The 12,871-nt window shown below is 66.7% G+C and carries 11 protein-coding genes; 6 read left to right on the top strand and 5 right to left on the bottom strand.

Annotated features, from left to right (window positions below):
* From G1H10_RS27005 to G1H10_RS26990, 4 genes are read right to left on the bottom strand one after another with little or no spacing between them, the layout of a single operon-like run.
* Positions 1-1,656, bottom strand: a complete 1,656-nt coding sequence (locus tag G1H10_RS27005) for an alpha-L-arabinofuranosidase family protein (RefSeq protein WP_163743824.1) — start codon at positions 1,654-1,656, stop codon at positions 1-3.
* A 37-nt stretch (positions 1,657-1,693) separates the two neighbouring features.
* The gene (locus G1H10_RS27000) at positions 1,694-2,608 is read right to left on the bottom strand and encodes a carbohydrate ABC transporter permease (RefSeq protein WP_216853704.1); all 915 of its coding nucleotides are present in this window, start codon (positions 2,606-2,608) and stop codon (positions 1,694-1,696) included.
* Positions 2,605-3,570 carry a carbohydrate ABC transporter permease gene (locus G1H10_RS26995; RefSeq protein WP_163743822.1) on the bottom strand — a complete coding sequence of 322 codons (966 nt, stop codon included), beginning with the start codon at positions 3,568-3,570 and terminating at the stop codon, positions 2,605-2,607. Before G1H10_RS26995 ends, G1H10_RS27000 begins: the two co-directional genes overlap by 4 nt.
* 5 nt (positions 3,571-3,575) lie before the next feature.
* Complete coding sequence (locus G1H10_RS26990; protein ID WP_163743820.1) at positions 3,576-5,117, bottom strand: ABC transporter substrate-binding protein; 1,542 nt, start codon at positions 5,115-5,117, stop codon at positions 3,576-3,578.
* 249 nt (positions 5,118-5,366) lie between these two features.
* On the opposite strand from G1H10_RS26990, the gene G1H10_RS26985 reads away from it, so the two are divergent.
* From G1H10_RS26985 to trxA, 6 genes are all read left to right on the top strand, one after another.
* Positions 5,367-6,866 (top strand): sulfatase family protein, encoded by a 1,500-nt coding sequence (locus tag G1H10_RS26985; protein WP_163743818.1) that lies wholly within the window; start codon positions 5,367-5,369, stop codon positions 6,864-6,866.
* 68 nt (positions 6,867-6,934) lie between these two features.
* Positions 6,935-7,972, top strand: coding sequence for a LacI family DNA-binding transcriptional regulator (locus G1H10_RS26980; protein ID WP_216853703.1), 1,038 nt, complete (start codon positions 6,935-6,937; stop codon positions 7,970-7,972).
* 163 nt (positions 7,973-8,135) lie between these two features.
* Positions 8,136-9,218: a hypothetical protein gene (locus tag G1H10_RS26975; protein ID WP_216853702.1), complete on the top strand. Its 1,083-nt coding sequence runs from the start codon at positions 8,136-8,138 to the stop codon at positions 9,216-9,218.
* Between the two features lie 167 nt (positions 9,219-9,385).
* Positions 9,386-10,546 carry a hypothetical protein gene (locus G1H10_RS26970; RefSeq protein WP_216853701.1) on the top strand — a complete coding sequence of 387 codons (1,161 nt, stop codon included), beginning with the start codon at positions 9,386-9,388 and terminating at the stop codon, positions 10,544-10,546.
* A gap of 143 nt (positions 10,547-10,689) precedes the next feature.
* Entirely contained in the window at positions 10,690-11,112 is a 423-nt protein-coding gene (locus G1H10_RS26965; RefSeq protein ID WP_163743817.1) for a MerR family transcriptional regulator, read from the top strand.
* An 87-nt stretch (positions 11,113-11,199) separates the two neighbouring features.
* Positions 11,200-11,553 (top strand): thioredoxin, encoded by a 354-nt coding sequence (gene trxA / locus G1H10_RS26960; RefSeq protein WP_163743815.1) that lies wholly within the window; start codon positions 11,200-11,202, stop codon positions 11,551-11,553.
* On the opposite strand, the gene G1H10_RS26955 is transcribed toward trxA, so the two are convergent.
* Entirely contained in the window at positions 11,536-12,711 is a 1,176-nt protein-coding gene (locus G1H10_RS26955; RefSeq protein ID WP_216853700.1) for a cysteine desulfurase family protein, read from the bottom strand. The genes trxA and G1H10_RS26955 overlap by 18 nt on opposite strands.
* Positions 12,712-12,871: the final 160 nt, after the last annotated feature.

The following is a 12,871-nucleotide window of genomic DNA, read 5'->3' as shown; positions in this document are numbered from 1 at the left end:
TCACGCCTCGCCTCCCAGTGTCAGCACCGTCACCGAGTGCGGCGGCAGCACCCAGGCGCCGCCGGTCGCCTCCACCTCTCCGAGGTCGCGGACGCCGATGGTATCCGGCGCGCTCAGATCGTTGACCGCGTACAGGTCGGGGATGTCGCCGCCGAGCGTACGGACGTGCGCTCGCCCCGGCGTGGAGTCCGCGGCACCGTCGAACACAGGCCGCACCCGCACCGTCTCGTCACGATGCCGGTTCACGACGGCGAGGCGCACCGACCCGTCGTCGGCGCGAGTGGCGCACACGTCGACATACGGCACCGTCATCGGCGTGGAGACGTGGCGGCCGGTACGGTCCCGCTCGTCGCCCCGGGTGACCGTCGTCGACCGCGCCGGGCCGTCCACCTCGCTGGGCAACACCGTCCGGCCGGTGTGATGCCGGTACAGATGCCAGACGTGGTAGATCGCCGACCGCAGCGCCCCCTTGGGACGGGCGACCACCAGGCCGTTGGCGTTGACCAGGTTCACCGGATTGGCCATCGACACCGGGGCAGGACGACCAGCCGTGCGGTGGATGGCGTGGAACACTCCGGCGCAGAAGACCGCGTCAGCGATGGTCCGCGGGCTGTATCGGTTGACCCGGAAACGGTCCACAGGCCCGTTCGGCTCGGGTGTCTCGCGGGGTGCGACGCCGCCGTCATCGCCGGGTTGTGGCTGCGGCCAGTCCGCGGGCTCGAGGTGTCGCATCGTCCACTCGTCGAGCGTCAGGGCCGGCGGACGGTCCAGCCCGGCGCTCGTGGCGATCTCGGTGACCAGCTGAGAATACGTGTTGAGTTCCTGTTCGAAGTAGAGCGCCTGCGCGACCACGTCGTCGTAGTCGTCCCCCGTCCACAGCCGGGTGCTCGCCCCGTACAGGTGGATGGACAGGTAGTCCAGAAACCGGCCGACCTGTGCGACCACTTCTTCGGTCCAATCCTGGCGTTGGTGGAAGCCGACGCCGATCAGTCTGATGTCGGGGTCCACGGCGCGCATGAAGCGGGCGTGCTCAAGGGCATCCGCGGCGTACTGTTCGGCGCTGCGGTGGCCCATCTGCCACCGGCCGTAGACCTCGTTGCCCACGCCCCAGTACTTGACCTTCCACGGCTCGGCGCGCCCGTTCTCGGCACGTCGCCGCGCCAGCGTCGTCTCCCGGGCGGAATTGGTGTATTCCACCCAGCGCACCGCCTCGTCGACGTCGCGGGCGGAGTGAACCAGGTACGGATCCGCGCCCACCGCCTCGCACCAGGCCAGGAACTCGTCGGTGCCGAACCGGTTGGTCTCCAGCTCTCCCCAGGCGAGCTCGAGCCGGGTCGGACGCTCGTCGCGTGGGCCTATGCCGTCCATCCAGTGGTACGGCGAGGCGAAATTGCCGCCGGGCCAGCGGATGGCGCCGGGCTGCAGCTCCCGGCAGAGTTCCAGCACGTCGGCGCGGATACCGTTCAGGTGACCGGGCTCCTGAACGGACAGCGGCGAGCCCTCGTCGAACACCCCGCCCTCGATGTTGCCGAAGAAGGCGGACTCCAGGAAGTGGCCGTAGATGTCGTCTTCGACCTTCCCGACCGGGTGGCGAGTGTCGACGGTCACGACCGCCTCCCGGCCGGCGGCACGGTCCTGATGGTGGGGGTCAGGCATGTGAGAAGGCTCCAATCCAGTCATGCGGTTGTTCCGGTCATTGCTTCACGGCTCCGGCGATGCTGTCCACGAACTTCCGCTGCAGGACGACGAAGACGGCGATCACCGGCAGCAGCGAGATGACCGCGGCGGCGGCCATCCCGGACCAGTCGGTGTCGTATTCGCCGACGAACACGGTCATGCCGACCGCGAGCGTCCGCAGACCGGGCTCGCTGAGCGTGAAGACCAACGGCAGCAGGTAGGTGTTCCAGGCGAACAGGAACGTCAGGATGGTCACGGTGGCGGTGATCGGCCAGGCGAGCGGGAACATCACCTGGAAGAAGATCCTGAAGTGTCCGGCCCCGTCCAGGCGTGCGCACTCCTCCAACTCCTTCGGCAGCTGCCGGAAGTAGCCCGCGTACAGCAGGGTCGAGGCGATCTGTCCCCCGGCGCCGAGACCCAGGATCACACCGAGGTGGGTGTTGAGCAGCCCGAGCTGGTCGGTCAACTGGGTGATCGGGATGATCGTGTAACCCTCGGGCAGGAAGAAGGTGATCAGGAAGACGGCGATCAGCGGCTTCTTGCCGATGAAGTCGAACCTGCCCAGCACGTACCCGGCGAGGGCACTGCGGATCACGATCAGCAGGACGGTGCCGCCGGTGATGAGCACACTGTTGAGGAAGTACCTGTCGAAGCCGACCTCGGTCCAGGCTTGGCTGTAGTTCTCCCAGACCGGGTCCTCCGGGAACAGGTTGAGCCCGCGGCCGAAGATCTCCGACGACGATTTCAGCGACGCCGAGACCAGCCAGATGAACGGGTAGATCCACAGTCCCGCCAGCACCAGCAGCCCGACGAACACCATGGTCTGCCCCGGGCGCGGACGGCGCAGGAATCGCGACGAGCGCTTCTGAGCTGGAGGCGCGGCCAGGCCGCGGCCGGACTCGGGTGCGGTCTCGATGCGCGGAGGCGTCATCGTGCCCCTCCCATCTGGCGCCGAGCCCAGCGGAAGCCGAGAGCCTGGACGACGGCGATGGCCATCGTCAGCAGTCCGAACAGCACCGCCGCGGCCGAAGCGTAGCCGAGCTCAGGGACGGTGGCCTGGAAGGCCGTGCGGAAGATGAAGATCTCGATCACCTCGGAGGAGAACGACGGGCCGCCACCGGTGAGGGTCTGCATCAGGTCGAAGACGTTGAGCGCCGCCACCGTGTCGATCAGGGTGATGATGACCAGGAACGGCACCAGCAGCGGCAGCGTCACGTGCCGGAATTCCCGCCAGCCGCCGGCGCCGTCGATCATGGCGGCCTCGTGCACATCCCGCGGAATGGTCTGGAGGGCGGCGAGCCAGTAGATCATGGTGATGCCCAGCCACTTCCACACCCAGACCGCGATCCCGGCGTAGAGCGAGGTGTCGGGATCCGCGACGAAGTTGGCGGGCGAGTCGAGCAGCCCGGACTTGACCATGGCCAGGCTGACCGGGCCTCCGGCGTCGAGCAGCAGCGTGAACACGATGCCGATGATGGCGCCGGTGGTGACGACGGGCAGGAAGAACAACGTACGGAAGAACCCCTTGAACGGCGTCTTCGCCCGGTTCAGCACCAACGCCAGGGCCAACGCCAGCCCCACGCGGAGCGGCACAGCTACCACGAGGAAGACGATCGAGTTCCAGAACGCGTTCCAGAACAGGTCGTCTTCCAGCAGGCGTTCGAAGTTCTCGATGCCGACGAACGTTCCGGTCGCCGCGAACCCCGGCCAGTCGAGGAACGCGTACCACCACGAGGCCACCAGCGGATAGACGGTGTAGGCGCCGTAGCCGAGAATGGTGGGCAGCAGGAAGAGGTAGATCCACCAGTCCTGGCGGATGCGGCGCAGCCGTCCCCGGCGCTGTGGAAGCGGACCCGGCGGTGTGGTGCGGCTCGGCTGTTGAATCGTCGCCATCGTGGTCAGCGCTCGGCGTAGGCCTGCTGGTCGTAATCCGTGGCGGGGTCCCAGTTGGAGAAGACCCACGCGTCGAGGTCGACCTCGACCCCCTCGCCTTGGACGACCTCCAGGGCACGCTCTCGCTCGGCGCTCAGCTCGTCCTTGTATCGCCTCAGGTCGCCGGCGACGTCGTCGGTCGAACCGGTCAGCACGGCCTGGACGATCTCACCGAGGTTGGGGTGGATGTCGCGCATCTCGGCGAGCACCCGCCACACACCCGGTGTGGCCACCTCCGGCACCGGTCCGATCCGGACGTCCTCTTCGAAGAAGGACACGTTCTGCGCGTAGGTGGGGTGTACGTCCGCCTCCGCCACCACATCGAGCAGCGCGGGAGGCTGGTCCATCGCGGCGGCCAGCTTGGCCTGGAACTCCCGCGTCGTCATCTGCAGGAGGAGGTCTGCGGCCAACTCCGGCTGGTCCGACTCGCTGGACACCCAGAACACGCCGGGAGCCGGGCTGGAGTACACGAAGTTGCGAGTGGTCTCGGGCGTGGGGACGTGCCACACGCCGACGCCGCGCTCCACCGCCTCCGGCTCCTCCACCAGCAGGCCGCCGATGAACCAGGGCCCCCACGGATAAATGGCGGCCTCGCCGGCGGCCCATCGGGCCCGGGCGTCGCGCGGACCCATGGAGGCGGACGCGGGATGGACCACACCGTCGGCCTGCAATGAGACGAGGAACTCGACGGCGTCCAGGTACGGCTGCGAGTCATGGATGTAGTCCCCGGTCGCCCAATCGATGGCACCCGGGCCAGGTGCGCCGGCGGCCGTGGCGAGCCGGTGCACCAGCGCATCCAGATAGATCGGGTCCTGAGTCGGGATCAAGACGCCGTGCACGCCGTCCCCGGTACCGTCTTGGACACGACGGGCCGCGGCGCGGAAGTCGTCCCACGTGGCTGGACTCTGCTCCGGGTCGACGTCGGCCTCAGCCAGTAGCTCCGTGTTCAACCACGGCGCCGCCTCGTGCCGGCGGCCGGAGAAGGGCGCGAAGGAGTAGATCTCCCCGTCGAACCGGTGGATGCCGTCGAAGATCTGATCGGCCACCGGGCTGCCCTCGAAGTCCGCATGACTTCCGATCGGCTGGAACCATCCCTCGCTGACCAACGCCGCGGGTGAGCTGCCGAGGCCGGCGACGGAATGGACATCGGGCAGCTGGCTGCTCCGCCGGCCGACCTGCAGCGCCTGGCCCAGGTCGGGCGCATCCATCTGACGACGCTCGATGGTAACGTCCGGGTGCTCCTCCATGTACGGGCCGAAGAGGTCCCGCTCGAACATTTCGGTCAACGGCCGGAACTGATCCCACCATTGCAGCGGCCCGCCGGGCCCGCTGGATTCTCCGCCGGCCGCCGCGTTCTCTTCACTCGACTGGCCGCCCCCGGTGCAACTTGCAAGGACGGCCGCCAGCACACCGGCGCTCGAACCACCGATGAACCTGCGTCGGCTGATGTCACGTCCGACGCGCGCAGCCCCGTGACGGGTTCCAAGAATTCGGTGATGCTGCCCCATGGGGACTCCTCTTAGTCGTCGTCGACTCGGTACCGGACTCTTCCGCCGGCCCAGTTCAGGGCCGTGGTAAACGATGCATAGCCGGGGCGCATGGCCACGGATTCATGTTTGCGCTAACCTACGACCGTTCCAGGCTGCCGTCAAGACCCGAAGAGATGTGGACTATCAGGACCAGAAACCAATGTGGCCTCGCTATTCGCGCTACGACCTGGAAGAAGATATGTTTGCGATAACACGATCGGAGGGTCTATGAGTTCGCCGACGAACATGCTGTTCCTGATGACCGACCAGCACCGGACCGATACGCTGGGGTGCTACGGCAATCCACACGTCTGGACACCTCACCTGGATGCGCTCGCCGCTTCGGGCACCCGCTTCAATGCGTGCTTCACTCCGTCCGCCATCTGCACCCCTGCCCGCGCCAGCCTCCTCACCGGCGTCATGCCGTTCCGCCACCGCCTGCTGGCGAACTACGAACGGAACGTGGGTTATGCCGAGGAGCTCTCCGACGAGTTCACCCCGTTCTCCCGGCGGCTACGCGAGGTCGGCTACAACGTCGGCATCGAGGGCAAATGGCATGTCGGCAAGAATCGCGGCCCCGGTGACTTCGGATTCGACGGTGCTCACTACCCGGGCTGGCACAACCCGATCGGACATCCGGATTACCGGGCATGGCTCGCCCGCCAGGGCTTCCCGTCGCCGACGATCAGCGACGAGGTCCGCGGCGTGTTCCCGAACGGCGAGCCGGGCAACCTGCTGGCCGGCGTCGTCCACCAGCCGGCCGAGGCGACGTTCGAGCATTTCCTGACCGACCGGACCATCGAGCGACTAGAGCAGTACGCCCGGGACCACCATCGCGACGGCCGGCCCTTCTTCATGGCCACACACTTCTACGGACCGCACCTGCCGTACCTGCTTCCCCGCGAGTACCTGGAGATGTACTCGCCGGAGGATGTCGAGCTCCCGCCGTCGCTGGCGGAGACGTTCGAGAACAAGCCGCTGGTACAGCGCCGCTACTCGGAGCACTGGACGTACGACACGCTCGGCGAGGACACCTGGCGCTGGCTGATCGCGGCGTACTGGGGTTACACCACGCTCATCGATCAGCAGGTCGGCCGCCTGCTCGACGCGTTGCGCCGCCTCGACCTGTGGGACTCCACCGCCGTCGCGTTCACGGCCGACCACGGCGAGTTCACCGGCTCACACCGGCTGCACGACAAGGGTCCGGCGATGTACGACGACATCTACCGGATTCCCGGCCTGCTACGGGTGCCGGGTTCACCCGGAGGCCACTCGACGGGCGCCTTCGTGAGCCTGGTCGATTACACTGCCACGATCCTCGATCTCGCCGGCATCGATCCCGACCCGGACGCCGACGGCCGCAGCCTGGTGCCACTGGCCACCGGCGACGAGCCGGCGGACTGGCGCGATGACATCACCGCCGAGTTCCACGGCCACCACTTCCCGTACCCGCAGCGCATGCTGCGCACGCGACGCTACAAGCTGGTGGTCAACCCGGAGAGCGTCAACGAGCTCTACGATCTGCAGGATGACCCACACGAATTGACCAATCGCTACGACGATCCCCAGCTGAACGAGATCCGCGTCGATCTGCTGCATCGGCTCTACGAGCGGCTCCGGGCATCCGGGGACAACTTCCACCATTGGATGACCTCGATGTATCAGGTCGGCGGCAAGGACTACGACACGTCGCTGAGCGATTTCGAGGGCGTACACCACCAGGCGTGAACCGTCGCGGCACGGCAGAATGCTCGTGTGCTCAGCGACAGCCGGCCAAGGAGAGGAGACCGCGCAGCGTGACTCGACGACCAGGCACGCGGGCGTCCAAGGGGGCGTCGATGGCGGACGTCGCCAGGCTCGCCGGCGTCTCCGGCCAGACCGTCTCCCGGGTGGCGAATGGGAACACCCGGGTGACGGCCGAGACGCGGAACAAGGTCGAGGCGGCGATGAGACAGCTCGGCTATCGCGCCAACGTCGCCGCCAGAGCCCTGGCCACGGGCAAGTTCGCGACGATCGGTGTGGTGACCTTCAACCTCACTGCCGTGGGCAACATCCGCATCGTCGAGTCGGTGATCGCCGGCGCGCAGGCCAGCGGATACTCGGTGAGCCTGGCCGTGGTGGACACACCCACCGAGCAGGACGTCCGTGCCGCCGTCCGCGGACTCACCGACCGCGCCGTCGACGGCGTGATCGTGATCGAGGCGCGCGTCCTCGACACGCCGCACCTCCAGCTGCCCGAGGAGGTGCCCGTCGTCATCGCGGACAGCAGGTCGACGCACGAGCATCCGACGTTCGGCATGGACGAGGCGGCCGGCGCACGCGCCGCGGTCGGCCACCTCCTCGAGCTCGGGCACCGGACGGTCCACCACGTGGCCGGGCCTCCCGGATCCAATCCGGCGGAACGCCGCCGGGCAGCCTGGAAGCGGATGCTGCAGCGAGCCGGCCGACCGGTACCGCAGCCTGTGGTGGGCGACTGGTCTCCGGAATCGGGCTATCAAGCCGCGCGTCAACTCCTGTCCGACGAGACCACCACCGCCGTCTTCGCCGCCAACGATCAGATGGCCGCCGGTGTCCTCCGTGCCGCTGAGGAGCTCGCGCGCAGGGTGCCGGAGGATCTGAGCGTGGTCGGGTACGACGACCTCGACATCACGCCGTATTTCTCGCCGCCGCTGACGACGGTCCGCCAAGACCTGGGCGCCGTCGGTAGCCGGTGTCTCGATCATCTGCTCGCCATGATCGAGACACCCGCCGGGGCTCCGCCGGCCCCGGCGGCCAGCCGCCTGGTCCATCCTGAGCTGGTGGTTCGCTCCTCCACGGCGCCGCCGCGCCGCTGATCCGGGGCGCATTGACCGAGCACTGAGCCCTTCGGGTCTTGACGCAAAGCCAAGTTAGCGCAAACATGGTGTCGTGGATCGATGGCACGGACACCGTCGCCTCGATGATCTCCCGCGCCACAGGTACGGCGCACCATCCCTCGATGAGGAGGATCACTCCAGCATGGGCAGACCTCTCGATACCGCTCACGGCGCCCTGGGCGCGAACTTCAACGAGAACCTCGGCGCGGTGAACTACCGGGAGCTACAGCTGGCGGGCGCGCAGTGGGTCCGCGGTTTCTTGCCGATGCCGGAGGTCGACGACGTCGATCCCGCCGAGCACGTTGGTATCGCCGGCATCCTGGACGCCGCTCGGCGCGGGTACCACACGATCCTGACCCTGAAGTTCCCCTACAACAACGCATCGTTCCCCGAACCAGGCAGCGAAGCGGCGGCCGCCGAACTGGACCGGCTGGACCGGGTCCTTCCTGCCGTCATGGGCAGGGTCGACATCATCATGATCGGCAACGAGCCGTTCATCGAGAGCCTGCCGGCAGAGCGGGATCATAGACTCAACGAGTTCTACGAGACCGTGGCCCGGCACGTGATCGACCACCGCGCCGAGCACTGCGGCGAGAATTGCGCGACGACGCTCTACATGGGCGCGCTCAACCGGCTCGATCTGGAGGACAACCGCACGCCGGCAGCGGAACGCTGGATGACGTTCGTCCGCGAGACGCCGGAGATCGAAGGCGTGAGCATCCATCCGCACATCCCCGGCAGCGAGAACGCACGGCCGTTCGTCGACTACATCCTTCCGCGGATGCGCGCCGGGCAGACCTTCCTCGTCACCGAGTTCTCGCTGGTCTGGTATTGGAAGCAGCACATGAGCGACACCGTCTCGGCCGGCTTCGCCTCGACATACGGCTTCGCTCCGGACACGAAGATCTGGGAGGTGGTCCAGGCCGCGATCGACGATCCGTTCCGTGAACATCAGTGGCACGACTTTCTGACCAGCTGTGACTGGTTCATGCAGCAGTCCGGGTTTCTGCAGGAACAGATGAGGCTGTACCGGGACACCGGCCGGCTCGCGGTCGCCACCTATGGATTCAGGCAGCAGGAAGACATGACCACGAACATGGGGCCGGACAAGGATCCGTGGCTGTTCAACAGCGTGTTCGCCCCCTACACGGCCCAGTCCCGCGACTCCGGCATGGCCGCTCCCGGGTACTGGCTGGACGCTTTCAGATCGCTGCAGAACGTCTAGCACGGACCGCCCACGTCACGTCCGCCATCAGATCGCCCGATCCACATGAAGGGAGGTTTCGACAGCTCGACGTCGTGTCTTGCATCGATGCATCGTGCAGGACCCATCCGTGAGGCACTCCGGGAGTGATGTACATGTCGCGTCGTCTATCGATAACCGCCACGACCGTGGCCGTAGCCGCCCTGGCCATGCCCCATCTCGCCGCGTACGGCGACCCATCCCTTAACAAGGAGGACGACACCAGCATCGGCAAACCCCTCGACCACGCTCAGGGCGCGCTCGGCGCGAACTTCAACCAGAATCTCGACGCACTGGACTACCGGGAGTTACAGCTGGCCCGCGCACAATGGGTCCGCGGGTTCTTCCCCATGCCCGCCACGGACGACGGCGATCCGGCCGACCATTTCGCCATCGACACGATCACGGACGCATCCGAGCGCGGATACGACACCATCCTGAGTCTGAAGTTCCCCTACAACAACGCATCGTTCCCTGAACCCGGCAGCGCGGAGATGGACGCCGAACTGGACCGGCTGGATCAGGTCCTGCCGACCGTCATGGGGAAGGTCGACATCATCACGATCGGCAACGAGCCGTTCATCGAAAGCCTGCCGGCAGAGCGCGACCACCGGCTCAACGAGTTCTACGAGACCGTGGCCCGGCACGTGATCGACCACCGTGCCGAGCAGTGCGGCCAAAACTGCGCGACAACGCTCTACATGGGGGCGTTGAACCGGCTCGATCTGGAGAACCGCCGGACGCCGGCAACCGAGCGCTGGATGCGGTTCGTCCGGGAGACGCCGGAGATCGAAGGCGTGGACATTCACCCGCACGTCCCTGATGGCGACAATGTGCAGGCGTTCCTGGACTACATCCTTCCGCGGATGCGCGCCGACCAGACCTTCCTCGTCACCGAGTTCTCGCTGGTCTGGTACTGGAAACAGCATCTGCAGGACACGATCTCGCCCGAGTTCGCCCAGAAGTACGGATTCCACACCGACACCCAGGTCTGGGAGGTGATCGGCGCCGCGATCGAGGAGCCGTTCAGCGAGCGGCAATGGCACGATTTCCTCACCAGCAGCGCGTGGTTCATGGAGCAGGCCACGTTCCTGCATGACCAGATGGCGATGTATCGGGAGACCGGCCGGCTCGCCGTCGCCACCTACGGCTTCAAACAGGACAACCTGATGGTCCGGAACTGGAGCCCGAACAAGGATCCGTGGCTGCTCAACAGCGTCTTCGCGCCCTACACAGTCGCGTCGCGCGGGTCCGGGATGGCCGCTCCCGGGTTCTGGCTCGAGTCATTCAGGTCTCTGCAGAACGGCTAGTCGAGACTCTTCGACCCGGCACGCCGGGTATCCGAACTGTGTGATGTGTCCGCCCCGGTGACACCCACCGCCGGGGCGGACACCTGTATGCGGCGTTCTCGATGCTTGCCTTGACGTCAACGTCAAGGTCTATCGTCGAAGTCATGCGAATCGGTGATCTCGCCAAACGAGCCGGAACGACGACGCGAACCCTGCGGTTCTACGAATCGCAAGGGCTGCTCAGCGCGCAACGCTCCCCGAATGGCTATCGGGAGTACGGCGAGGAAGAGTTCCGGCTCGTCAGAGAGATTCAGATGCTACAGAGCATCGGCTTCAGCCTCGACGACACCAGGCCGTTCGTCGAGTGCTTGCGCACCGGGCACGAGTCCGGGGACGACTGTGCCGACTCGATCGAGACCTATCGGCGCAAGCTCGCCGAGGTCGACGCCTGCCTGGAACGCCTCAGCGCGGCGCGGGAGAGCCTGGTGGGCAAGCTCACCGAAGCCCTGGCGAGGCAACCCAGTCCATGCGAAGTAGGCGATCGTATAGCCGCGCGATTGGACGACGAGAGGGCGCCCCAGCCCTGAACACCTCGCTCCTAGCGGTGACATCGCGCCGGTCCCACAGGTGACGCTCGCACTTTCAGCCAGCACACACAGATTCGGAGGAAGCCGATGCGGACAACTGACCTCTCCGGCCAAGCCCTGGCGATCACTGACGACACGTTCGCCGAGGATGTGTTGAATCAGCACGTACCGGTGCTCGTGGACTTCTGGGCCGAGTGGTGCCCACCGTGCCATATGCTCGCGCCGACGCTGGACCAGATCGCCCGCGAACGGGCAGGCTCACTGCTGATCCGCAAGATCAACAACGACGAGAACCCCGTCACCGGCGCGTCGTACCGGGTGCTGTCACTGCCCACGCTGATCCTGTTCCGCGACGGCGAGGTCGTGCACACCGTCGTCGGCGCACGACCCAAGGCACGCCTGCTCGCCGAGATCGACGACGCCCTACGGCGCCCCATATGACGCAGCCGCGGTAGCGATCAGGTGGGCGGCGCGCTCGACGTCGTCCACGGACGTCCAGCGGCCGATCGACAGTCGCAGCGTGCCGCGGGCCCGACGGTCGTCGACGCCCATCGCTGTGAGCACCGGTGACGGCTCAGTGCCACCGGCATGGCACGCGGATCCGGTGGACGCCGCGAGCGACGACGACGTGGCCGACAGAAGCTCGTCCGCATCGATGCCGTCGAGGCTCATGTTGAGAACATGCGGTAGCCGATGCTCGCGGTCTCCGTTGACCTGCACGCGGCCAGGAAGCCGCTCCTCCAGATGGCGGAAGAGCAGATCACGAAGTTCCCGCAGCTCTTCGGCACGACCGGAGGCCAACTCGCGCGCGGCGAGTTCCGCGGACGTACCGAGCGCGACGACGCCCGCGACGTTCTCGGTTCCGGCGCGTAGGCCGTGCTCCTGACCCCCGCCGTAGACGATGGGCTCCAGCGACACCCCCGGCCGCCGGTACAGCGCCGCGATGCCCTTGGGCGCGTACATCTTGTGGCCGACGATGGTGAGCAGGTCCACGTCGAGGTCAGGCACGCTGACAGGTACCTTTCCGACAGTTTGCGCGGCGTCGGTGTGGAACAGCGCGCCGCGATCATGGGCGATACGTGCCAGATCCGCCACCGGTTGGACGACTCCGGTCTCGTTATTGGCATGCATGATCGACACCAGGACGGTCCGGGGCGTGATCACCTCGGACAGTACTTGCGGGTCCACCCGCCCGTCGCCGTCGACCTGGAGATACGTCACCTCGACGCCATGCAGCCGTTCCAGCGACCGGCACGCCGCCAGCACGCTGGGGTGCTCGGTCAATTGGGTGACCACGTGTCGCCGTGCAGCCGTGCTGGCCAGCACGGTGCCGCGGATGGCCAGGTTGTTCGCCTCCGAGCCGCTACCGCAGAAGATCACATCAGCACCGCTCGCTCCGACGATCGACCCGACCTGGGACCGCGCGGCGGTGACCGCCTCCCGTGGACTGGTCCCGCAACAGTGGCCGCTGGACGGGTTGCCGGGGTACCTGGTGAGGTACGGCAGCATCGCGTCCACCACTCGCGAATCGACCGGTGTCGTCGCGTTGTAGTCCAGGTAGATCGGTTCACGCAGGCGTGCCGGATCATCCATCGCCATCAGCTGCTCCTTACCGCGACCGCGAAATCCGCTGGTAGCCCCTCCGGCATGCTGTCCTGCAACCGGCGAACACCACAGCTAGGCGCTGGCCACACACGGTCATCCATTACTCCAAATATATTTGGAAGATTCTACTCCTGGCTGACCGCGCTACGCGCCG

The sequence above is a fragment of the Phytoactinopolyspora halotolerans genome, assembly GCF_010550675.1.
GTDB classification, from domain to species: Bacteria; Actinomycetota; Actinomycetes; order Jiangellales; family Jiangellaceae; genus Phytoactinopolyspora; species Phytoactinopolyspora halotolerans.
Note: the sequence above shows the minus strand (reverse complement) of the source record. Positions and strands in the feature narration are given on the sequence as shown.